The sequence below is a fragment of the Proteus vulgaris genome, assembly GCF_023100685.1.
Taxonomy (GTDB): domain Bacteria; phylum Pseudomonadota; class Gammaproteobacteria; order Enterobacterales; family Enterobacteriaceae; genus Proteus.
In genome coordinates this window covers 47,144-69,915 of record NZ_CP090064.1, presented here as the reverse complement: position 1 = coordinate 69,915, position 22,772 = coordinate 47,144, and the positions used below count along the sequence as shown (strand labels likewise).

At 33.1% G+C, this 22,772-nt stretch carries 22 protein-coding genes; 16 read left to right on the top strand and 6 right to left on the bottom strand.

All coding sequences use genetic code 11. The features are described 5' to 3' along the window. Positions 1-97 precede the first annotated feature (97 nt). Complete coding sequence (locus LW139_RS00335; RefSeq protein WP_166539330.1) at positions 98-733, top strand: DUF1454 family protein; 636 nt, start codon at positions 98-100, stop codon at positions 731-733. A 106-nt stretch (positions 734-839) separates the two neighbouring features. Continuing rightward, positions 840-1,610, top strand: a complete 771-nt coding sequence (tpiA, locus tag LW139_RS00330) for a triose-phosphate isomerase (protein ID WP_069366847.1) — start codon at positions 840-842, stop codon at positions 1,608-1,610. A gap of 105 nt (positions 1,611-1,715) precedes the next feature. Here tpiA and LW139_RS00325 read toward each other — a convergent pair whose 3' ends face one another. Together LW139_RS00325 and pfkA are read right to left on the bottom strand one after the other, a co-directional pair. Next, positions 1,716-2,717 carry a sulfate ABC transporter substrate-binding protein gene (locus LW139_RS00325; RefSeq protein WP_247850492.1) on the bottom strand — a complete coding sequence of 334 codons (1,002 nt, stop codon included), beginning with the start codon at positions 2,715-2,717 and terminating at the stop codon, positions 1,716-1,718. A 265-nt stretch (positions 2,718-2,982) separates the two neighbouring features. Next, positions 2,983-3,960: a 6-phosphofructokinase gene (gene pfkA / locus LW139_RS00320; protein ID WP_166539328.1), complete on the bottom strand. Its 978-nt coding sequence runs from the start codon at positions 3,958-3,960 to the stop codon at positions 2,983-2,985. Positions 3,961-4,493: 533 nt separating this feature from the next. Between pfkA and fabG the strand changes: the two genes are divergently transcribed. Both fabG and LW139_RS00310 read left to right on the top strand, forming a co-directional pair. Continuing rightward, entirely contained in the window at positions 4,494-5,249 is a 756-nt protein-coding gene (gene fabG, locus LW139_RS00315; RefSeq protein ID WP_006534171.1) for a 3-oxoacyl-ACP reductase FabG, read from the top strand. A 122-nt stretch (positions 5,250-5,371) separates the two neighbouring features. Beyond that, on the top strand, positions 5,372-6,931 hold the full coding sequence (locus LW139_RS00310) for a phosphoethanolamine transferase (RefSeq protein WP_247850491.1): 1,560 nt from the start codon (positions 5,372-5,374) through the stop codon (positions 6,929-6,931). A gap of 138 nt (positions 6,932-7,069) precedes the next feature. Here the strand turns inward: LW139_RS00310 and cpxP are convergent, their stop codons facing one another. Continuing rightward, positions 7,070-7,633, bottom strand: coding sequence for a cell-envelope stress modulator CpxP (gene cpxP / locus LW139_RS00305; protein WP_109409898.1), 564 nt, complete (start codon positions 7,631-7,633; stop codon positions 7,070-7,072). A gap of 186 nt (positions 7,634-7,819) precedes the next feature. Here cpxP and cpxR point away from each other — a divergent pair, with 186 nt between their 5' ends. From cpxR to LW139_RS00290, 3 genes are all read left to right on the top strand, one after another. Next, positions 7,820-8,518 (top strand): envelope stress response regulator transcription factor CpxR, encoded by a 699-nt coding sequence (cpxR, locus tag LW139_RS00300; RefSeq protein WP_109409897.1) that lies wholly within the window; start codon positions 7,820-7,822, stop codon positions 8,516-8,518. 12 nt (positions 8,519-8,530) lie between these two features. Further along, on the top strand, positions 8,531-9,898 hold the full coding sequence (gene cpxA / locus LW139_RS00295; protein ID WP_247850490.1) for an envelope stress sensor histidine kinase CpxA: 1,368 nt from the start codon (positions 8,531-8,533) through the stop codon (positions 9,896-9,898). 65 nt (positions 9,899-9,963) lie between these two features. Beyond that, positions 9,964-10,857: an ATP-grasp fold amidoligase family protein gene (locus tag LW139_RS00290; protein ID WP_166539324.1), complete on the top strand. Its 894-nt coding sequence runs from the start codon at positions 9,964-9,966 to the stop codon at positions 10,855-10,857. Positions 10,858-10,867: 10 nt separating this feature from the next. Here the strand turns inward: LW139_RS00290 and LW139_RS00285 are convergent, their stop codons facing one another. Next, a complete protein-coding gene (locus LW139_RS00285; protein ID WP_247850489.1) occupies positions 10,868-11,857 on the bottom strand; it encodes a glycosyltransferase family 2 protein in 990 nt (329 codons plus the stop codon). A 587-nt stretch (positions 11,858-12,444) separates the two neighbouring features. On the opposite strand from LW139_RS00285, the gene LW139_RS00280 reads away from it, so the two are divergent. Genes LW139_RS00280 through LW139_RS00240 form a run of 9 tightly spaced genes read left to right on the top strand, consistent with a single transcriptional unit; the run spans position 12,445 to position 21,219 of the window. Beyond that, the gene (locus tag LW139_RS00280) at positions 12,445-13,617 is read left to right on the top strand and encodes a hypothetical protein (RefSeq protein WP_247850488.1); all 1,173 of its coding nucleotides are present in this window, start codon (positions 12,445-12,447) and stop codon (positions 13,615-13,617) included. Then, positions 13,610-14,740 carry a glycosyltransferase family 4 protein gene (locus tag LW139_RS00275; RefSeq protein WP_247851239.1) on the top strand — a complete coding sequence of 377 codons (1,131 nt, stop codon included), beginning with the start codon at positions 13,610-13,612 and terminating at the stop codon, positions 14,738-14,740. Before LW139_RS00280 ends, LW139_RS00275 begins: the two co-directional genes overlap by 8 nt. Before the next feature lie 18 nt (positions 14,741-14,758). Further along, the gene (locus LW139_RS00270; RefSeq protein ID WP_247850487.1) at positions 14,759-15,925 is read left to right on the top strand and encodes a nucleotide sugar dehydrogenase; all 1,167 of its coding nucleotides are present in this window, start codon (positions 14,759-14,761) and stop codon (positions 15,923-15,925) included. 25 nt (positions 15,926-15,950) lie between these two features. After that, positions 15,951-16,961, top strand: a complete 1,011-nt coding sequence (locus tag LW139_RS00265) for an NAD-dependent epimerase (RefSeq protein WP_247850486.1) — start codon at positions 15,951-15,953, stop codon at positions 16,959-16,961. Positions 16,962-16,964: 3 nt separating this feature from the next. Then, on the top strand, positions 16,965-17,465 hold the full coding sequence (trmL, locus tag LW139_RS00260; RefSeq protein ID WP_247850485.1) for a tRNA (uridine(34)/cytosine(34)/5-carboxymethylaminomethyluridine(34)-2'-O)-methyltransferase TrmL: 501 nt from the start codon (positions 16,965-16,967) through the stop codon (positions 17,463-17,465). A gap of 5 nt (positions 17,466-17,470) precedes the next feature. After that, on the top strand, positions 17,471-17,935 hold the full coding sequence (locus LW139_RS00255; RefSeq protein ID WP_247850484.1) for an acyltransferase: 465 nt from the start codon (positions 17,471-17,473) through the stop codon (positions 17,933-17,935). A gap of 7 nt (positions 17,936-17,942) precedes the next feature. Further along, on the top strand, positions 17,943-19,169 hold the full coding sequence (locus tag LW139_RS00250; RefSeq protein WP_247850483.1) for an oligosaccharide flippase family protein: 1,227 nt from the start codon (positions 17,943-17,945) through the stop codon (positions 19,167-19,169). Beyond that, positions 19,166-20,263, top strand: coding sequence for a glycosyltransferase (locus LW139_RS00245; protein ID WP_247850482.1), 1,098 nt, complete (start codon positions 19,166-19,168; stop codon positions 20,261-20,263). The genes LW139_RS00250 and LW139_RS00245 overlap by 4 nt, the downstream gene beginning before the upstream one ends. A gap of 5 nt (positions 20,264-20,268) precedes the next feature. Next, the gene (locus LW139_RS00240; RefSeq protein WP_247850481.1) at positions 20,269-21,219 is read left to right on the top strand and encodes a glycosyltransferase; all 951 of its coding nucleotides are present in this window, start codon (positions 20,269-20,271) and stop codon (positions 21,217-21,219) included. A gap of 155 nt (positions 21,220-21,374) precedes the next feature. On the opposite strand, the gene LW139_RS00235 is transcribed toward LW139_RS00240, so the two are convergent. Both LW139_RS00235 and cysE read right to left on the bottom strand, forming a co-directional pair. Beyond that, entirely contained in the window at positions 21,375-21,932 is a 558-nt protein-coding gene (locus LW139_RS00235; RefSeq protein WP_247850480.1) for a serine acetyltransferase, read from the bottom strand. Continuing rightward, a complete protein-coding gene (cysE, locus tag LW139_RS00230) occupies positions 21,932-22,753 on the bottom strand; it encodes a serine O-acetyltransferase (RefSeq protein WP_072064676.1) in 822 nt (273 codons plus the stop codon). The genes LW139_RS00235 and cysE overlap by 1 nt, the downstream gene beginning before the upstream one ends. Between the last annotated feature and the right edge of the window lie 19 nt (positions 22,754-22,772).

Here is a 22,772-nt window from a genome sequence, read left to right as displayed (position 1 = left end):
AAATTCTCAATAATTTACTTAATGTGTGAATTACACTGTCCATTTAGTATCAAATAATACAGACTAGCCAATAACAGCACTGACAAACGGAGGACAGATGATAAAAGAAAGTACACTTTCTACGTTATACCTGATAATCATAAGCATTGCTCTTTGTTTGCCAACTACTGTTTTTGCAACAGGGATATCTGTCGCACAAAAACAGCCCACTAAAGATGATATTGCCTATCTTAAACAGGATGCACCCGTTTTTGAGATAACTATTCCGGAGCTACGAACAAAATTCAACCAACAAAATCCGTTACTATCGCTTAATGAATATAAAATTATCACTAATCACGATATTGCTATTCCGCTTGTCAGAGCCGCAACTCGTATTACACCTTATATTTACTCTTCAGCGATATTAGAACGTGGCAGTGAAAAAATTAAAAGTCTGCAACTGACGCTTATCCATACATCAGACTCACCTGAATTAGAAAAAATGAACCGTGAGATCACCACACAATACATTGTGACTTTGATCGCTCAATTTGACCCTTCAATAACGCCTACACAAATTCAAGAAGTTCTCGATTTGTTTGCATTTAAAAACCAAACTCCGGCTTATGTAAGCCATAATGTTGGTGCGATCCGCTATATTATTGCGCATGAAGGTGAACAATTAACGACCTTTGCAATTGAACCGATTAAGCTTTCTTTAAACAGCAAGATCGTTTCAGCTATTCCGTGATAAAAAACAAAGCTATTCTATTCATTGTTCTCTATACTGTTGTGTATCAACAGAATTCATGTTTATTAGCAAACTAAATTTAAACCACTCGGTTGGAGGAAAAGTTATGCGCCATCCATTAGTCATGGGTAACTGGAAACTCAACGGCAGCATTCATATGGTTCATGAATTAATTGCTGCACTACGTAAAGAAGTTAGCGGTGTTGCAGGTTGTGATGTTGCTATCGCACCACCCGCAGTTTACCTATGCCAAGCACGCCATGAAATTGGTGGAAGCCGTATTGCATTAGGTGCTCAAGATACAGGTGTTAACCTATCTGGTGCTTTTACTGGTGAAACTTCAGCAGAAATGCTGAAAAACGTTGATGTTAAATACGTTATCATTGGTCACTCTGAGCGTCGTACTTATCATAAAGAATCTGACGAGTTTATCGCTCAAAAATTCGGCGTGTTAAAAGAGTTAGGTTTAACGCCTGTATTATGTATTGGCGAAACCGAAGCAGAAAACGAAGCGGGTAAAACACAAGAAGTCTGTGCTCGCCAAATCGATGCTGTTTTAAATGCACATGGTGCAGCTGCATTTAAAGATGCGGTTATTGCTTATGAACCAATCTGGGCTATCGGTACTGGCAAATCTGCAACTCCAGCACAAGCACAAGCTGTCCATAAATTTATTCGTGATCATATCGCGAAAAAAGATGCCGCTATCGCTGAACAAGTTATCATCCAATACGGTGGCTCTGTGAACGATAAAAATGCAGCTGAACTGTTTGGTCAACCAGACATTGATGGCGCATTAGTCGGTGGTGCTTCACTGAAAGCTGATGCATTTGCCGTCATCGTGAAAGCAGCAGCACAAGCTAAAGCGAAAAAATAATTTTTATCTTTCTGGCTTACGCCTTTAATGGATAAAAAATAAAGAAAATCACCTTGCTGAATATAAAACCAGAAGGTGATTTTTTTGTTTTTGCTTTATGACACATCAACGACGACTTATTTCATCAAATACACCACTTGTCGCAAAATGTATTTTCTGTGCTGATTGCCAATCACCAAAAACCTCATCAATCGTAAATAGTTCGAGTTTTGGGAAACTGTTTTGGTATTTCTCAGCGAGCACTTTATCTCTAGGACGGTAATAGTTTTTTGCTGCAATCTCTTGTCCCTGTGGTGAGTAAAGATAATCTAAGTACGCGGTGGCAATTTCTCGTGTTCCTCGTTTATCGACAATTTTATCCACTACAGATACCGTAGGCTCTGCCAGAATAGAAACCGAAGGTGTAACAATTTCAAACTTATCAGCACCTAATTCATTAATTGCTAATAATGCCTCGTTTTCCCATGCAATCAATACATCACCAATACCTCGCTCAACAAATGTATTGGTTGCGCCTCGCGCTCCTGAGTCTAACACTTCAACTTGCTGATAAAGTGCTTTCACAAATGCTTTTGCTTTTTCGTTATCTTGATGATTAGCTTTTAACCCATATCCCCAAGCAGCAAGATAGTTCCATCTTGCACCACCTGAAGTTTTAGGGTTAGGTGTAATAATGGAAACACCTGGTTTTATCAGTGAATCCCAATCTGTTATCTGCTTAGGATTTCCTTTTCTCACCAGAAAAACAATCGTTGAAGTGTAAGGCGCAGAGTTATCGGGTAGTCGTGTTATCCATTGCTTATCGATACTTCCTCTTTGTGCGATCGCATCAATATCATAGGCAAGAGCTAATGTCACAACATCTGCCTCAATACCATTGATAACTGATGTCGCCTGCTTTCCTGATCCACCATGTGATTGGCGGATAGTGATCCTATCTCCCGTTTTCTGCTGCCAATACTGACTAAATGCTTGGTTATACTGTTGATAAAGTTCCCTTGTCGGATCATAAGAGACATTTAATAACTGAATATCTTTAGCCCATAAGCTATTAGAAAAAAGTAATGCGACTAAAGTCGTTGATAATAAACCCCATTGTTTAAACATATCTCTCCATCCCCTATTGTTAAATATTTAACTAGGCTGACAGAAAGTTTTATAACGATGAAATAACAAAAAGCCGATTGATATACACAACAGGAATATAACTATCTATACAAGGGATGTTAGGCAGTATTGATGGAGAATAAGATTATTAAATGAAATGTTTTCACTCGAGAAGCTACTCTGACACGCAGACAACATGTATCAGAGTAGTTCACGAATAAGGATAGTACTCAGAAAGGCTAGGGTATTACGATAACACTATTGATTAATAGAGTTTTTTCGCTGTTTCATACCAGTCAGCTTTAAAGACACGTTTCATATTCATGACCGCATCAATAATGTCATGGTGAACCAGTTTTTCATTTTGAATACCAACACAACGACCGCCATAACCTTCTAATAGCAGTTGTACAGAATAAGCCCCCATACGTGAGGCTAAAATACGATCGTAAGCAACAGGAGAGCCACCACGTTGAATATGACCTAACACTGTTGCACGTGTTTCATGTTTAGTTTCAGCTTCAATAAAACGAGCTAATTCATGTACATCACAAACGTGTTCTGTGATTGCGACGATTGCGTGGCGTTTACCACGTTCAATACCGGCTTTGATTTCCGCCAGCAGTTCATCGCGATCAAACGGTAATTCTGCCTCAGGCAAAACAACAAATTCACATCCACCTGCGATTGCCGCAGATAGAGTTAAGTCGCCACAATAACGGCCCATTACTTCTACGATAGAGATACGTTTGTGAGACGTTGAGGTATCACGTAAACGGTCAATTGCTTCAACTGCTGTTTCTAACGCCGTGAAATAACCAATGGTGTAGTCAGTACCTGCTACGTCATTATCGATTGTGCCTGGTAAACCGATGCAAGGAAAACCCGCTTCCGTTAATTTTTTCGCACCTAAATAAGAACCGTCACCACCAATAACAACTAAAGCATCAAGCTCATTTTGTTTCATGTTTTCAATGGCAACAGCACGCACATTGTCTTCACGGAATTCAGGGAAACGAGCAGAACCAAGGAATGTACCACCACGGTTTATCATGTCTGACACGCTAAAACGGTCGAGTTTTTTCATGCGATTTTCGTATAGCCCCATATAGCCATCCATAATCCCATAAACCTCTAAACCTTCACTTAGTGCGGCACGAACAACGCCACGGATCGCGGCATTCATTCCGGGTGCATCACCACCACTTGTTAAAACCCCAATTCTTTTGATCCCATTGACCATGATTACCTCTGATTCTTATTCGATGTAATTATTGCAAAATTGTTGGAATAACTTTTTATTTCAATATCGGCTTATCTGGTGTTATTTTCCGATATCGCAAATGCTGAATTGATTCAACAATACCATTGTACGCATATTTTTTACCAGTTCATCATTATCGTACATTTTTTTTCATAAACTTGATGCGCATTAAACTAATCAGACAGCCTGTTTAAAGTTTAGACTAGTCTATCTCAAATGTGTTTCACTAATAAGTTAACACTTTTTATACAGACACTTTACTGCCTTTTTGCATTCACCTCAAAAAAACGCTATTTATGCTAAAAAATAGCATCGGCATATTTTGATAAATATTCAGTTTTTCTCTGGTACAGCATTCTATCTGACGTTTATCTCTCGATTTCGTAATGACATCCATTCAAAGAAAAAAATTATCTAAGGTACATTTGTGACCCACAACAAAGTTCTCTGGGTGATTTACCGCTTTTCAACCTAGACTGATACAGTAGAACTCACACTTAATAGGAGGTTTTATGTTTGATTTAACGGGTAAAATCGCTTTGGTTTCAGGTGGCGCAAAAGGCATTGGTAAAGGTATTGTCATCGCCCTAAAAAATAGTGGTGCTAAGGTGATTATTGCAGATATTGATGATGTTGCTGGCAATAAAACAAAACAAGAATTAAATGTTGAGTTTATGCACCTTGATGTCACTCATCAATCCGCCTGTGAAAAAGTGGTTGATGATGTCGTAAAAGAGTATGGCAAACTTGATATTCTTTGTTCCAATACTGGCATTTTCCCTCAAGCAACTATTAAAGAGATGACTGAAGCTGATTGGGATAAAATGCATACAGTTAACCTTAAAGGTATGTTCTTTTTAGTGAAGGCAGCACTTCGTGTCATGGAAAAACAAAAACAAGGTCGTGTGATTATCACGTCATCCATTACGGGAGCAATCACAGGCTATCCTGGTTGGAGCCACTACGGCGCAAGTAAAGCAGGACAACTTGGCTTTATGCGTAGTGCAGCATTAGAATATGCGCGTCATGGTATTACCATTAATGCTGTGATGCCGGGAAATATCCTCACTGAAGGCTTGCAAGCCCAAGGCGAAGCGTATTTAAATCAAATGAAGGCTTCTATCCCAACACATACTTTAGGTGAGCCAGAAGATATCGGCTACGCCGCCGCCTTCTTTGCCTCAAATGAAGCAAAATATATTACAGGCCAGACAATTATCGTCGATGGCGGACAAATTTTACCTGAATCTCCAGAGGCGTTGTTGTAAAAATCTCATAAACCAAGGAAATAATTTGATTTCCTTGGTTTTCCTCACCCTAAAAAAAAACTATAATGCCAAAAATAATACAGCCATAATTAATCAATAATTATTGATCCAGAATTGACATCATGAAAAAACTCTTAAAAAACAACATTATTCAATGTTTAATTTTGCTTATTTTTGTTTTATTAATACATATCTCTCTAGGCTATAAACTCCGTTTTTTTTATGTTCTTACTTTTACTGCATTTCTTTTATGCTTATCAGGACGTTTTAAAAAAATCTATTCTATTAGTATAATGTTGCTATCAATAATAGGTGCTATTTATACACCTATTGGCTTAAAGTATGGCTCTCCTAACATTAATTCTGTTATTTCATTTTTTTATACAAATACAAATGAAACTCTCGAATTTATTCATACCCTTTCACCAATAAATCTAATATTTAGTTTTTTAATTATTTTACTTGGCCTTCTCAGTCTAAAAGTGAGTATTGTTTTTAAAAATAAAACCTCTCTTTTCATTACTTTTATTTTTATAATGACGAGTATTAGTTGGCCCATAAAAGACCTGATAAATAATGGTACTTATAACTTTGAAGCCAAATTACCAATACTCCGTTTTTTTAGTGATATAAAAAAACATTATGAGAGTGTAAATATAGAAAATAAGTGGATCAATACAGAGCTTAATAAGAAAGATAATTGGCAACCTATTAATAATACGCAATATAATAATTATATCTTAGTTATTGGAGAGAGTGTTAGACGAGACTTTATGCAAAGTTATGGTTTTTCTATAAAAAACACACCATTTCTAGAAAAAAGCCCTGTTATTCAATTTAATAATTATATTTCAGCAGCACCATCAACATTGTTTTCATTACCACCTTCATTAACATTAAAAAATAAGAATACTAATAATATTGAATTACAGAACAATATTATCACACTCGCAAAAAAAGCAGGATTAGATACATATTGGTTTTCAAATCAAGGCTCTATGATTGGTTCTGATTCAATTATTTCTACAATAGGAAAGAGAGCTGATACCTATCACTTCTTGAGTAAAGGTGATTATCATAATAATGGTTTAACAACTGATAATGATTTACTTCCCGATATTAAAAAAGCACTCATTAATAAAGGTGAGAAAAATAGGCTTATTGTTGTTCATCTAATAGGCTCTCACTCACAAGCTTGTGCTAGAACACAAGGTGAATATGATGAGTTTTTCCAATCAGTTGAATTATCTTGTTATGTTCAAAGCATAAAAAATACAGATAAATTATTAGAGAACATTGTAGACATATCAAATAGCACAGGAAAATCATGGTCCTTACTTTATTTTTCTGACCATGGATTATCTTATGAAAATAAAGGAGAAAGTTATGCCAAGCTTACCCATGATGATAAGTTTAAGCAAAACTTTGAGATCCCTTTATTTATCCTATCAAGCGATAGTAAAGAAAAAAATTATATTACAGAAAAAAGAAATGGTCGGTATTTTATGTCACTTTTTTCGGAGTGGACGGGTATCACTGACTCAAAAATCCCTAACCATTGCCATATGATTTCTAATGATATTTGTGATGATCAAGATACAGTCATTAATTTTCAAAAAGAGCATATTGACTATAATTTATTACCTGATGATAAGATAAATTATGCTCTTGAAGAGAAATAACAAACAAACGGACAAAAAAAAGCCCCTCTCCAGAGGGGCTGCAAAAGACAGGGATGGTGTCTATGGCAAGGAAAAAACTTCGTTGTTGCTACTTACTCTCTAACTAGGTACTGCTGCACTACACTCTTACTTACTTCGTTACTGATTTTGTTGACCTTGTTGGTCAAAATCTGACATTTGCTGTTGGTAATTCTTTTCCAACTGCGCTTTCTGTTCTGGGGTTAATAACTGATACATCTGATTATGGACTTTCGCCATTTCAACATGGCGCTCAATTGCTTGTTTATCCATATCTTGCATTTGTGCTCTTACTGCTGCTTCATCAAATTGAGGTGCAGTAACTAATTTATGCATATTCTCATGACGTTGACGGTAGTTTCCGTTATATCTGTCTTGATGATGCTGGCGCATTAAATCGCGCATTTGGGTACGTTGTTGCTCAGTTAATGTGATTCCGTTAAACATATGAGATCCGCCATAATTGCGATCCATCATATGTCCACCGTTATTCATCATATGGCCACGTTGTCCGCGGTGACCTCTATAATCACGGTCGCCATGCATACCATAGCCATAACCGCAGTGATAATTACCATTATATTGTTGCTCAGTAGGCGGATTGGTATTTGCTGTTTCAGCTAATACCACTGTCGGAGCTGCTAAAAACATTGATGCTAATGCAACTACTGCTACTTTACGCATTGCTCTTACTCCTAAACTCGGTGATTAATACCGACCTAATTAATGCTACCTAAATATGTGTAATTCTTTGCTATGTGGATTACTATACCGTTGCGGCTGCAAACTAGCGTCAGAGCGTGTAAAAGAACGTAAAGTCATAGATTCGCGCTATTTATTATCGTATTTTTCTCTTGGAGGAATTGACGAATGCATAAAATCTTATTAGTGGATGACGATCGCGAATTAACATCGCTATTGAAAGAATTGCTTGAAATGGAAGGCTTTAATGTTGTAATCGCCTCTGATGGCGAACAAGCACTTAAACTTTTGGATGCTTCTATCGACTTGTTATTACTGGATATTATGATGCCACGTAAAAACGGGATTGAGACACTCAAAGAGTTACGCCAAAATTTCCAGACCCCTGTCATCATGTTAACGGCAAGAGGCAGTGATCTTGACCGAGTACTTGGCTTAGAGCTTGGTGCTGATGACTATTTACCAAAACCTTTTAATGATAGAGAGCTAGTTGCTCGTATCAGAGCTATTTTACGTCGTTCTAACTGGAGCGAACAAAAACAGACTGATAGCAATACATCTCCAACACTACAGGTTGATAAACTACAACTTAACCCAGGCCGACAAGAAGCGAGTTTTGATGACGAACCGCTAGAGTTAACAGGAACTGAGTTTACTTTGCTTTATCTACTTGCTCAGCATTTGGGGCAAGTCGTATCACGCGAACATCTAAGTCAAGAAGTGCTTGGTAAGCGCTTAACACCTTTTGATAGAGCGATTGATATGCATATTTCCAATTTACGCCGTAAATTACCAGAAAGAACAGATGGACAACCGTGGTTCAAAACGTTACGTGGCCGTGGTTATCTGATGGTTTCAATAACTTGATAAATATTCTTTATGATAAATAGTCTGTCAGCGCGTATTTTTGCAATATTCTGGCTGACGCTAGCATTAGTTCTGGTGCTAGTTATGATGGTTCCAAAGCTGGACTCGCGCCAGCTTACCCCTCTTTTAGAGAGTGAGTACCGTCAAGGTGTTATGCTAGAACAACATATCGAAGCGGAATTAGCTCAAGATCCCGCTAACGATCTCCTTTGGTGGCGTCGATTAATTCGCGCTATTGATAAATGGGCTCCACCTGGTCAGCGTTTAATTATCGTGACCAGTGAAGGACGCATTATCGGTGCTCAACGTAATGAGATGCAGGTTGTCAGAAACTTTATTGGTCAATCTGATAACGCCGATCACCCTAAAAAGAAAAAATATGGCCGTTCTGAGATGTTAGGGCCATTTTCAGTAAGAGATGGTGAAGATCATTACCAGCTTTATCTTGTTCGTCCATCAAGTAGCCCTCAATCTGACTTTATCAACTTATTATTTGATAAACCGTTATTGCTACTCATATTTACCATGCTTATCAGCACACCGTTATTAGTGTGGCTTTCTTGGAGCCTAGCAAAACCGGCAAGACAACTTAAAAATGCGGCTGATGATGTTGCGAAAGGTAATTTACGCCCTCACCCTGAACTAGAAACAGGCCCTCAAGAATTTTTGGCAGCAGGTACCAGCTTTAATCAGATGATAAGTGCTCTTGAACGCATGGTTGAGGCACAACAACGGTTAATTTCTGATATTTCTCACGAACTACGAACACCATTAACACGCTTACAATTAGCGAGTGCATTATTACGTCGTCGTAGTGGAGAAAGTAAAGAGCTAGAGCGTATAGAAACTGAAACTCAGCGTCTTGATGGCATGATTAATGATTTACTCGTTCTTTCACGCAATCAGTATAAAAACGAGTTATTACGCGAAACGGTAAAAGCCAACGAATTGTGGGATGACATTTTAGATAATGCCAAATTTGAGGCTGAACAGAGTAATAAAACCCTACAAGTCACAACACCTCCGGGAGCATGGCCTATTTACTGCAATCCATATTCTCTGGCTAGTGCATTTGAAAACATTGTTCGTAATGCCTTACGTTATTCAAATTCTCGCATTGAGGTTGCCTTTACTGAACAAAACCAAGGTATCACGATTATTGTTGATGATGATGGCCCGGGTGTTAGCCCAGAAGATAGAGAGCATATCTTCCGACCATTCTATCGCACTGATGAAGCAAGAGATCGTGAATCAGGTGGTACAGGCTTGGGATTAGCTATTGTAGAAACAGCCGTAAGTCAGCACCGTGGTCATGTTAAAGCTGATGACAGCCCATTAGGTGGGTTGAGGGTTGAGATTTGGTTGCCAAAAACAAAGTAAAATCTATCTAAATGTGATTTTTAGCCTTAAAATACGATTTTGCTAAATTATATTTTATTACCTTTATGAATAAATACCTGAAAATTTTAAGAAATAAATTACGTTATAAATATTGTGATACTTTTCCAGAATTAGTAACTAAATCAATATATAAAGAACGAATGAGGAAAACTCTAAATTTAGATTTTCCACAAACATTTAATGAGAAATTACAGCACCTAAAGTTAAATTTATATAAAAATAACCCATTAGTCACAAAATGTGCAGATAAATACGCTGCTCGAGAATATGTTAAAGATTGTGGTTGCGAAGAAATACTTAATGAAATCCATCAAGTATGGGATCAACCTGACGATATTAACTTCTCTGAGTTGCCTAATAAATTTGTACTAAAATGCAATCATGGTGCAGGTTATAATATCATTTGCAGAGATAAAGATAAGATATCCCCAGATAACATTAGACAAACATTAACAACTTGGCTAAATGAAGACTATTGGCGATTAGCTGTTGAATTTGTTTATAAGGATATCTCTAAAAAAATAATTTGTGAAAAATTCATAGAAACAAAAAATAATGAACTTCCATATGATTACAAATTATTCTGTTTTCATGGTGAACCTTTGTTTGTCATGATCTGCACTGAAAGAGAATCACAACACCCTAAATTCTATTTTGTTAACAAAGAATGGGAATTATTACCTTATGGTATTGATTATAAAAATAGTGAAGTATCTACTGTTTTAGATAAACCTCAAAACTATCAAAAACTCTTTGAATATGCTGAAAAACTATCCAAACCATTTCCTTTTGTTAGAGTCGATTTATACCTAAATAGTGGTGTAATTCATTTTGGAGAATTAACCTTTATTCCGTCAGCAGGTATGGATAAAGAATTAAATAATGAAGAAAACAAAAATGTTGATCTAATATTTGGAAATTACCTAAAACTAAACTAAGGGCGAACCCTTAGTTTAGAGCCTTAATCATTTTCCTATTCATTAAGTAAATAAGCCTTGCTTTGACTTTCATATAAGGATAAAAAAGGCTTTTTTTCTCACAACGCCGAAATAATGATACTTTTTTTCGCACAATAGCAACTTCAAGGTTTTTGTAAAAATAAGGGCGGAGTTCTTTATTTTTAGTTTTAATCTTATCCAAAACTGCATTACATTTTTTTATATTATCTAAACTTAGATTTTCAGTTGAAAAGTTCAAGTTATATAATACATCCTCATCTACCTCAATATTAAACATATCTAACGCATTAATTTGTGCTTTTATAGCAAATGAGGTTTGTGTACTAAAGTAGTTTTTTCTATTTCTTTTTGGATGAATTCTATATTTTAATAACGCTTCTTCTAGATTGGAAAAAATATTTTCCTGATTTAGCTTTAATAAATTTATCCATAACCCATAATCTTGAGCATATTTATAATCTTCTGGATACATAATTTTATTTTTTTTAATAAAATCAGATCTAAACATAACTGTTGGATGATAAAAATTAGTTCCAAAAATTAATCCAGCAGCTATTGCATTATGCTTTATTGGAAGAATCATGAATTTGTTGTCGTATTCATAGATTTCCATTGATGTACCACAGACCATAATATTTTTATGGTTTTCCATGAACTCAAACTGCTTTTGAAGGCGAGTTGGATATGAGTAATCATCAGCATCCATTCGAGCAATATAGTCACCAGAAGCAAGTAAAAAACCTCTATTCAAAGATTTAGCTAACCCGATATTAGATACATTAGTATACACTTTTACTCGACTATCTTTTTCTTCATATCCTTTTAAAATATCAATAGACAAATCGGTAGAACCATCATTAATGATGATAAATTCAAAATCTTTAAAAGTCTGATTTAAAATAGAATCTATAGCTTCATTCAAATGTATTGAATCATTATACACTGACATCAACACGCTGATTTTATGGGTGTTTTTCATTTTACACTTAAAGTTTCTTACTCTTATAAACGATTACTATAAAGGAAGGAATGAGATTAGTGAATACCGCCGTGATTAGAATTCTGAAGAAGTTCTTGCAGTAGCATGAGAATAACACACTAAAGTAAATAATAACCGATAACATGGATCACGAACAGAAACTTAACCATTGGAAACAAACAAATAGAGTAATTAAATTGTTGTATCAAAACATCCTACCACCTATTGATGAATAGGTGGCATATTCTTTTCATTAACGTTTGTTGATGTAATTCAGAATGATCTGGCTGAATCGACCGCTATTCCAGTATTTATATATCCTCAATCAATGCTAAAATACCCAGCTATTACTTGACCGTCTGGTTTGAAGAGTCTACTCTCAGTGCGGTTTTTAGCATATTGATAAAGTATGCTTATATAATAAAATCCTTATATTACAGATAGATAAGGTTTTTTGAGATGGATTTTGGCGCTCTGGGGGCCGTAAACCCAGTGCGGTAGCTTTGTTATAATACCAATATAATATTCTTTATAGTTATAAAATTAGTTATCAATCTATATTACATTATGAGAAATATATCTACATTATGGAAAAAACACAGAAAAAGAATAGCATTTTTATATTTCTTATTATCCTATCTTTAATTTATTTCCCTAAAATAGGAGTGTTGGATTTTACTGTTTTTTTATTAGCTCCGCTTTCATTATTTTTATTTATTACAAAAAAAATACATATAAAAAAAGAAATAATATTTGCTACTATAATTCTATTATTGATTCAATCATATGTTATTATAACAAGCACAGTAAATGGAGTATTTATATCAAATGTAGTTTTGATTCCAATTAGAAATATAATCATCATTATTTCATTATATATAATAATATTATATTATAAGTTAAATTTTGATAAATTTATTAAAATAATATTATATGCACTCCTTATTAATACTATTTTAATATTTATCCAATTTATTCTTCACCTTAACTTTGGAATTATTGATTATTTATATAACCCTCAATTTCCTTTAGAAATGATAAATACTGTTAGAAAACCCGGGTATTTTACGGGATATCCAGTTGCTGGTTTCATTTCCAACATGGGAGCAATATTTTCTATATATATATATAGCAACAATAAAAAATTAATATACATAAATATATATATATTATTTTTCATTACATCATTAATTACTGCCAGAACAGCGCTTCTATTCAACATTTTAATACTTCCATTTGTTATTTTATCTTTAAATAAAAGACATTTCTTTTATCTAATAATTATATGTATAACATCAGTTTCCTTATTTGTTATTTATAGTAATAATTATACGATAGCTATATTTAACAAATTTAAAGTTGTATTTGAATTTCTAATAGAACAAAAAGGCGATCATAGTACTAATGATTTAATAAAAAACCATTATAAACTGCCTAATGATTTACTAACTTTTTCTTTTGGAAATGCCTTAGACCCTCAAGAGTTCTCAGATGTAGGATATGTTCAAGCGATATTTAAAGGTGGAATGACTCTATTTACAATTACTTTGTTTTTCTATTTCTATTTGTTTACATCAATATTCAAAAGCATATCAAAGAATAAAAAAGATATGTTTTTCATTCTTTCAATAATATTATGTTTTATTTTTTATAACTTTAAAGGTCCTTATTTACTATCAAGAACTGTAGGTGATTTTATTATAATCATTTTTACTTCCTTACTTGTATACAAAGCGTCAAAAAATGAAAATCATGAATAGTAAAAAAGCTATTAGAACGATCGCAATAACATCAAATACTAGTTGGTATTTATATAACTTTAGAAAAAACACCATTATTTCATTAATTAACACTGGTTTTGATGTATATACAATATCACCACTTGATGATTACTCAGAAAAATTAGTTAATTTAGGTGCAAAACATATCAATATAAAAATTGATTCAGCAAGTAAGAATCCTTTTATTGACCTCTATACATTAATTTCTTTCTATAAAATATGTAATCAATTTAAATTTGATGTAGTACTTAATTTTACACCTAAAAATAATATTTATGGAACTTTAGCTGCCAAGTTAAATAAAATAAAAGTCATAAATAATATTGCAGGATTAGGAACGCTTTTTATAAATGATAATCTCAGTTCTAAGCTTGCACGCAATCTATATCGCTATAGCCAAAAATATGCTAACAAAATATTTTTCCAAAACAATGATGACTTAACTCTATTTTTGGAAAGAAATTATGTAAAAGAATCACAAATAGATAGGCTACCAGGTTCTGGTGTGGACTTATCGCGTTTTACTCTTTCATTATCTGAAAATAAAGAGAAATTAAGATTTATTTTAATTGCAAGAATGTTATATGAGAAAGGAATTACTTTTTATATTGATGCAGCTCGTATTTTGAAAGAAAAGTATGACAACAAGGTTGAATTTTGTCTCTTAGGTTTCGTTGGTATTAATAACCCATCAGCTATAACTAATGAACAAATGAATAACTGGGTTTCTGAAGGTATTATTAATTATTTAGGTACCTCGGATACTGTGGAGCAAGAAATAGCTAAAGCTGACTGTATAGTATTACCTTCTTTTTATCGAGAAGGTGTACCTAAAACATTACTAGAAGCAGGAGCTATGGGAAAACCGATAATTACTACTGATAATGTTGGTTGTCGAGAAACTGTTACCCATGGATTAAATGGATACTTATGCCAACCTAAATCTGTATCAAGTTTAGTTGATGCAATAGATACATTCATTAAATTACCCTATGAGAAGAAATTAGAAATGGGTAAAAATAGTAGAAAAAAAATCGAAACTGAATTTGATGAAAAAATTGTTATTAATAAATATCTAGATGCTTTAAAAGAAATTTTATAAAATTAGGATTAAGAAAAAATGAAAATCACAATCTCTGGTACCGGCTATGTCGGTCTATCTAACGGGGTACTTCTTTCCCAAAACAACACAGTTGTTGCGTTAGATATCAATAAAGAAAAAGTTGAATTACTTAACAAAAAAATCTCTCCTATTTCTGATAAAGAGATTGAAGAATTTTTAGCCACCAAAGAGCTCGATTTTACTGCAACCTTAGATAAAGAATTCGCTTATAAAGATGCTGATTTTGTTATCATTGCAACACCTACTGATTACGATCCTAAAACAAACTATTTTAACACCTCTTCTGTAGAGTCTGTTATCCGTGATGTTTTAGAATATAATCCAAACACGACAATGATTATTAAATCAACTATCCCTGTTGGTTTTACAAAAGAAATGAGAGAAAAATATAATACGGATAATATTATTTTCTCCCCAGAATTCTTACGTGAAGGTCGTGCACTTTACGATAACTTATACCCTTCTCGTATTGTGATTGGCGAGCAATCAGAAAGAGCACAAAAATTTGCAGACCTTTTACAACAAGGCGCACTGAAAAAAGATATTGATGTTCTGTTCACTGACTCCACAGAAGCAGAAGCGATTAAACTATTTGCTAATACTTATTTAGCACTGCGTGTTGCTTACTTTAATGAGTTAGATAGCTACGCTCAAGCTTATGGCTTAAATGCAAAACAAATTATTGAAGGCGTCTGTTTGGATCCTCGTATCGGTAACCATTATAATAACCCATCATTCGGTTATGGCGGTTACTGCTTACCAAAAGATACTAAGCAGCTATTAGCAAACTACGACTCGGTGCCTAATAATATTATTAGTGCCATCGTTGAAGCAAACCGCACACGTAAAGACTTTATTGCCGACTCAATTATCGCTAAATCGCCAAAAATCGTGGGTGTTTATCGTTTAATTATGAAATCTGGTTCTGATAATTTCCGCTCTTCTTCTATCCAAGGCATTATGAAACGTATTAAGGCCAAAGGTATTGAAGTAGTGATTTATGAGCCTGAAATGCAAGAAGAAGCCTTCTTTAATTCAAAATTAGTTCGTGATTTAAATGAATTTAAATCAATCTCTGATGTTATTATTACCAATAGAATGTCATCAGTGCTAAACGACGTTGAAGAAAAAGTTTATACTCGAGACCTATTTGGTAACGATTAATTAATAAATACGGGTTAATTACGTAATGAAATATTTAGTCACTGGCGCTGCAGGATTCATTGGTTTTCATCTAATAAAAAAACTAATCCAACAAGGTGAAATTGTTGTTGGTATCGATAATCTCAATGATTATTATGATGTCTCCTTAAAAGAATCTAGGCTTAACATTCTGAATAAACTACATAATTTCTCATTTTCTCTTATTGATCTAGCAGATAGAGAGAAAATGGCTCATCTATTTGCAACTGAGAAATTTGATAAAGTTATTCATTTAGCTGCACAAGCTGGGGTTAGATATTCACTAATTAACCCATTTTCTTACGCTGATAGTAATTTAACTGGCTTTCTGACAATCTTAGAAGGTTGTCGTCACAATAATATTAAACATCTTGTTTATGCTTCTTCCAGTTCTGTTTATGGCTTAAATGATGAATTGCCATTTTCACCTCATGATCAAGCTAATCACCCTGTTTCTTTATATGCAGCAACGAAAAAAGCCAATGAATTAATGGCTCATAGCTATTCCCATTTATATGGTATACCAACAACAGGATTACGCTTTTTCACCGTCTATGGTCCTTGGGGTCGCCCTGATATGGCATTATTTAAATTTACAAAAGCTATTATCAACGATGAGCCTATTGATATTTATAATAATGGTGAAATGAAACGAGACTTTACTTATGTTGAAGATATTGTGGAAGGTGTTGCTCGTATTGCGGATGTAATACCAACACCACAACAAGATTGGAAAGTCAGTACAGGCACTCCTGCTAATAGTTCAGCACCTTATAAAGTCTATAATATTGGTAATGGTTCTCCAGTTAATTTAATGGATTATATTAGAGCATTAGAAGCTCACTTAGGAAAAACTGCAGATAAAAATATGTTACCAATGCAACCTGGTGATGTTTACACCACATGGGCAGACACTGAGGATTTATTTAAAGCAACTGGCTATAAACCTCAAACAAGTGTAGATGAAGGCGTAAAACAGTTCGTTGATTGGTATAAAAATTATTATCAAGTTAAATAAACCATGCTCAATATTGTCTTATTTGAACCCGAAATTCCACCGAATACGGGTAATATTATCCGCCTGTGTGCTAACACAGGCTTTCATCTTCATCTAATCCAACCATTGGGTTTTACTTGGGATGATAAACGTCTGCGTCGTGCAGGGCTTGATTATCGTGAATTTGCTGATATTAAACAGCACCACGATTACTATGCTTTTTTAGAAAGTGAAGGTTTAAACCCTGATAATGCACAATCACCAACAGGTGCGCGTGTATTTGCGTTAACAACAAAAGGCACACCAGCACATAGTAATGTGAGTTACCAAGATGGAGATTACCTCCTTTTTGGACCTGAAACTCGTGGCTTACCACCTTATGTGTTAGATAATATGTCAACGCAGCAGAAAATCAGAGTTCCGATGCTTGCTGATAGTCGTAGTATGAATCTGTCAAATACCGTTGCCGTTGTCGTTTTTGAAGCATGGCGTCAACTAGGCTACCCAGGTGCATTACTGAAATAATTTTCATGAAAACATTTTTCCTAAAAAAACTAAGTTCTCTTATAGTAAAAATTTATGTCTTCATTTTTTACAATGAATTAATTTACAACAAAAATATTATATATTTTGGTTTTTTTACTATTAAAAACATAAAGAAATTATCTATCAAAGGCAGAGTAAATATTAATGATCATGTATATATTAATGCCAAAGGAGGTATTACTCTCGGTAATAAAGTAACACTCTCAGCCGGTTCAAAATTAATTTCAACAGGGTTGTTGATTAATGATAATGGAATCACTACTGAACATATAGATAAAGAAATTATAATTTCAGATAATGTACAAATAGGCGCTGGTGCCATCATACTCGCTGGTGTCTCTATATGTGAAAATGTTATTGTAGGGGCTGGCTCTATTGTAACTCGAAATATTGAAAAACCTGGTGTTTATGTAGGAAACCCAGCTAAATGTATAAGACTATTTAAATAACTAAAGAATGATTATTAAAAATGTTTTTTATCTACAATTCATTAAAGCAATCGAACTACTAATTCCCTTAATTGCAATTCCTATAGTTATAAAGTATCTTGGTATATCTAACTATGGCATTATAGCTTTGCTTCAAGCTATTTCAGCGTATATAATTCTTATCGGTGAATGGGGATATAATGCTAATGCAACAAGGGAATTTTCATCTAAAATTTCCACCTTTAAAAAAACATTGTTATATATAGAAATACAAAAAATAAAGATTTTATTCTGTATATTAATATTTATCTTTTTGATCTTATTGAAATTTATTGTTGAATTGACTTACTTACAAACACTCATATTATTTGTATGGTTTTCTACTTCAATACTTCAATGCAAATGGTATTTTCAAGCCACATATAAATTAATAAATTTAGTCGTTATATCTTTATTTTCTAAAATAATATATGTTATTTATGTTTTTCTATTTGTTAATTATGATACAAACATAGAGGAATACCTTCTTTTTTTAATACTCCCTAATATAATTTTATTTATATACTCTAATTGTTATATAATTAAGAGACTACCTATAAATAAAATAAAAAACAAAAAATACTTTAATCTATCAAAAAAAAGTAAGTTATTATTGAAAGAAGGTTGGCATCTCACATCAATGAGACTGATTACAGGTGCTATAAACCCCGTAGCACTAATTATAGCAAAATCAATATATGGCATTGAATTTGTTGGTTTTATTGGTGTAGCACAACGCATTGTATCAGCATCAGTATCTATATTAACACCAGTCATCGATGTTACTTTTCCCAAAATGAATTATTTTTATTTAAATAATAAAAATAATTTTTATAAATTTACAAACATTATCTTATTATTTTTCATATTTGTTCAATTTACAGGCATGTTAATCTATGAAATATTAGACCAATATATTTTTCATATATTAAACATTAAATACTCTGAAGAATTATCACTGATATTATTCTTTTATTTATTAATTATATTCTTTAGCCTTGCAAACTCTTTTTTAGTACATATGTTAGTTATAATGAAAAGATCAAAGTATATAAGCCCATTTTCTTTACTAAGTGGGATATTAACAATATCATTTATGTTATCAATTGAAAACTTCAATCATTCTCAATACAATTTTGTTTTTTCTATTTTGTTAGGTCAACTATTCTTATTTATCTCAATATTATATTTAAAAGGTAAAAATAATATTTCATGAAAAAAATTTTAATTTTATCAAACTCTCTTTCTAATGGTGGTGGTGAGAGAATAGCTTGTAACTTAGCCAATGGACTAAAAGAAAATAATTATAAAGTATACTTCTATATAATAGAAAACAATATCAGTTATGCTTTACATAAAGATATAATATTAATAAAAAACCCTATAAATATCAAAGTCCCTTTTATTGGAAATATAATAAATAATTTTTCCGCGGCTATCCATTTATTTTTTATTCTTAGAAAAGAAAAAATAAATACAATTATTAGTCATTTATTTAGAGCAAACTATATTAATATATCCTTATCACTATTTAAAAATCATAAAAGTATAGTTGTTACACATGGCTCAATTTTAAAATATTCCAATAAAAGTTTAAAATCAAAAATAAATCTATTTATAATAAAGAATATATTTAAATACGCCACTAAAAAAGTATTTCTTACTCAGAGAATGTTAAATGATTATTTACCTATTGTTGGAGAAAAAAACAACTTTGTTATCCCCAATTGTTATAACTTAGATAATATACTTGAATTATCTAAAGTAATTGTAGATGACAATCCGTTTTCTTCTGGTGAGTACTTCATCTTTGTAGGAAGATTTCACCCTGTTAAAAATATCTCTTTCTTATTAGATACATTTAAAAAAACCAATTATAAACTACTGTTAATTGGAGATGGAGCTCTATATGAAGATTATAAAGAAAAATATAAGAATAAAAACATAAAATTCCTAGGAAATAAAGAAAACCCTTACCCTTATATAAAACATGCTAAATATACAGTACTTACATCTATATCAGAAGGTTTTCCAAATGTATTAATTGAATCTCTTTATCTTGGTGTACCTATTATTAGTTCAGATTGTAGAACTGGCCCAAGAGAGATATTAAAAATAGATAATGAAATTATATCAGGAAGTATTGCATCTAATCAACTTGGTATATTATTTAACATAAATGATGAAAAAGGATTGATATTATCATTACAGGAAACAAATACTAAGGTAATAGAACCTAATTATTTAACAAAAGAAACAAAGCAATATAATATAAATCACATTGTTAGAAAATATATTGAGTTAATTTAAAAAACATGAAAAACGATAAAATATCTGTATTATTTTCCATATATAATGAAATCGATGAATGGATTATACTATCTATTAATTCGATAGTCGCTCAAAATACATATGGTAAATTTGAAATTCAATTAGTTATTGTTATCGATAACCCTAATAAATGTGAACATTATAAAAATATAATTAATAATCTAGAAATAAAAAACATTGAAATAATAATTGTAGAAAATAGCATAAATCTTGGATTAGCAAGTTCATTAAACAAAGCATTTGAACATAGCGATGGTAATTTTATTGCTCGGTTAGATGCTGATGATATTGCCGATCCAGAACGCTTAAATGTACAACTAAAATATTATAAATCTAATTCTTTTGCATTAATTGGTACAGGCATAAATAGAATTGATGAGCATGGTAAATTTATATCTACTTCCTGTTTGTCAAATGATTTTTTAAAACTAAAAAGTACCTTAGGTTATAAATCTGTTTGTTATCACCCCACATGGTTCATGTCGAGAGATATTTTTGAAAAAATGCAAGGATATCGAAATTACCCCAACTCACAAGATTTTGATTTTATTTCGAGGCTTATTGCTAAAAACTATACAATTTCAAATATTGAAAAACCATTAGTAATGTATAGAATAAATACGCAATCTTTATCTTTTAAAAATTCATTAAGACAAAGAAAATGCCAATATCACATAATAAAAATGAATAAAATTAGAAAAAAATATGGTATAGATAATTACAATGAACAAAGAATGTTAGATTATATAAAAGTGAATAAAATCATAAATGAATTACATTTTAAAAGTCAACTATTACTAGTAAGAGCACTTAGGATGAATAATGTAAATCCTAATAAATACCTACTTTTATTATGTTCAACATTTCTTTCTCCATACCAAACAAAACATATTTTAAGAATGAGTTATTTTAAAATTAAAAATTATTTTATATAAATATTTATTAGTTTTTATAACTACTATTGTGGTTTTTGAAGCATGGCGTCAACTTGGTTATCCTGGTGCATTACTAAGAGACTGAAATGTAAAAAGCGCTGATCATAAATAATGACTAGCGCTTTTTTTATTTCAAATGACTAAAATTTAATTTATTACACTGATGATTGTCTGATTTCGGCGACAACTTTAGTAATATACCGACACCCTTCCCCCACATCCTTTAATACCAATGCGTGAGCACCAATCACCGCATTATCACCAATCTCTATCTCTCCGCCGATAATCGAAGAATTACAACCAATATAAACATGGTTGCCAACTCGAATATCTGCTTTGCCATCCTTCTCTTTTACTCCAATGGTGACACCTTGCATTAACGTCACATTCTCACCTAACTGACAGTAATTAGTCAGTACAATCCCAATGGGATGAGGTAATGAAAGGCCTTTACCTATACGCGTTCTTAATGAGATATCGTTGCAATATTTACGATTGTTTTTAGCACCAATACGAATACCTAATTTTTTAAGAAAACGATTTTTAGAAAAATAAAAGAATTGGGCGACACGCCACCAAAATAGATAACGTGAACGTTGACAGAAAAAGACGCGATGAAATAGTCTTATCCAACTAAAAGGCTTGTTATCACCAATATACTCGACGTGTAAACAAGCCTTAAGTTCAGAGAGCATAACTTCAGTTAATGCCATTAAATGCCATCACCACATTCAAAACCAGGCACCACACCATTAAAGTGTTGATCCATATCGAGTGAAGGCTTGTCACTCGTTGGCTTACCGACAATACGGGCAGGAACACCAGCAACTGTAGTGTGTGCAGGAACTTCATGTAAAACGACTGATCCCGCACCAATTTTGGCACCGCGACCAATCTCAATATTACCGAGTATTTTAGCACCCGCACCAATCATCACACCTTCACGTACTTTGGGATGACGATCACCACAAGTTTTACCTGTTCCACCTAAAGTCACGGATTGTAAAATAGAAACATCGTTCTCTACGATAGCCGTTTCACCAATGACAATGCCCGTTGCGTGATCAAGCATAATACCGTGACCAATACGTGCAGCAGGGTGAATATCGACACCAAAAGTCACAGAGATTTGATTTTGCAGATAAACGGCAAGCGCTTTACGATCTTGGTTCCATAACCAATGGGCTATACGATAAGCTTGTAGCGCATGAAATCCTTTTAAATAAAGTAGTGGCGTAGAGTATTTATCAACTGCAGGGTCGCGTAAACGAACGGCTGAAATATCATAAGCCGCTGATTCAATCATAGAATTATCGCTACGATATGCTTCTTCAACAATCTCACGAACAGCGATCGCAGGCATCGTCTGGGTTGCCAGCTTATTCGCCAACATATAACTTAAGGCGCTACCTAAGTTTTCATGTTTGAGTAATGTCGCATGGAAGAAACTCGCCAAAATTGGCTCACAATCTGCCAAACATCTTGCTTCATTTTTAATATGATCCCAGACTCTTTTTAGCTCTTCTAGCGACATACTCACTCTCATTCTTTTT

Bases quoted from the DNA above. Each gene is read 5' to 3' on its own strand.
- LW139_RS00335 (WP_166539330.1), top strand. From the start codon at position 98: ATGATAAAAGAAAGTACACTTTCTACGTTATACCTGATAATCATAAGC.
- tpiA (WP_069366847.1), top strand. From the start codon at position 840: ATGCGCCATCCATTAGTCATGGGTAACTGGAAACTCAACGGCAGCATT.
- LW139_RS00325 (WP_247850492.1), bottom strand. From the start codon at position 2,717: ATGTTTAAACAATGGGGTTTATTATCAACGACTTTAGTCGCATTACTT.
- pfkA (WP_166539328.1), bottom strand. From the start codon at position 3,960: ATGGTCAATGGGATCAAAAGAATTGGGGTTTTAACAAGTGGTGGTGAT.
- fabG (WP_006534171.1), top strand. From the start codon at position 4,494: ATGTTTGATTTAACGGGTAAAATCGCTTTGGTTTCAGGTGGCGCAAAA.
- LW139_RS00310 (WP_247850491.1), top strand. From the start codon at position 5,372: ATGAAAAAACTCTTAAAAAACAACATTATTCAATGTTTAATTTTGCTT.
- cpxP (WP_109409898.1), bottom strand. From the start codon at position 7,633: ATGCGTAAAGTAGCAGTAGTTGCATTAGCATCAATGTTTTTAGCAGCT.
- cpxR (WP_109409897.1), top strand. From the start codon at position 7,820: ATGCATAAAATCTTATTAGTGGATGACGATCGCGAATTAACATCGCTA.
- cpxA (WP_247850490.1), top strand. From the start codon at position 8,531: ATGATAAATAGTCTGTCAGCGCGTATTTTTGCAATATTCTGGCTGACG.
- LW139_RS00290 (WP_166539324.1), top strand. From the start codon at position 9,964: ATGAATAAATACCTGAAAATTTTAAGAAATAAATTACGTTATAAATAT.
- LW139_RS00285 (WP_247850489.1), bottom strand. From the start codon at position 11,857: ATGAAAAACACCCATAAAATCAGCGTGTTGATGTCAGTGTATAATGAT.
- LW139_RS00280 (WP_247850488.1), top strand. From the start codon at position 12,445: ATGGAAAAAACACAGAAAAAGAATAGCATTTTTATATTTCTTATTATC.
- LW139_RS00275 (WP_247851239.1), top strand. From the start codon at position 13,610: ATGAATAGTAAAAAAGCTATTAGAACGATCGCAATAACATCAAATACT.
- LW139_RS00270 (WP_247850487.1), top strand. From the start codon at position 14,759: ATGAAAATCACAATCTCTGGTACCGGCTATGTCGGTCTATCTAACGGG.
- LW139_RS00265 (WP_247850486.1), top strand. From the start codon at position 15,951: ATGAAATATTTAGTCACTGGCGCTGCAGGATTCATTGGTTTTCATCTA.
- trmL (WP_247850485.1), top strand. From the start codon at position 16,965: ATGCTCAATATTGTCTTATTTGAACCCGAAATTCCACCGAATACGGGT.
- LW139_RS00255 (WP_247850484.1), top strand. From the start codon at position 17,471: ATGAAAACATTTTTCCTAAAAAAACTAAGTTCTCTTATAGTAAAAATT.
- LW139_RS00250 (WP_247850483.1), top strand. From the start codon at position 17,943: ATGATTATTAAAAATGTTTTTTATCTACAATTCATTAAAGCAATCGAA.
- LW139_RS00245 (WP_247850482.1), top strand. From the start codon at position 19,166: ATGAAAAAAATTTTAATTTTATCAAACTCTCTTTCTAATGGTGGTGGT.
- LW139_RS00240 (WP_247850481.1), top strand. From the start codon at position 20,269: ATGAAAAACGATAAAATATCTGTATTATTTTCCATATATAATGAAATC.
- LW139_RS00235 (WP_247850480.1), bottom strand. From the start codon at position 21,932: ATGGCATTAACTGAAGTTATGCTCTCTGAACTTAAGGCTTGTTTACAC.
- cysE (WP_072064676.1), bottom strand. From the start codon at position 22,753: ATGTCGCTAGAAGAGCTAAAAAGAGTCTGGGATCATATTAAAAATGAA.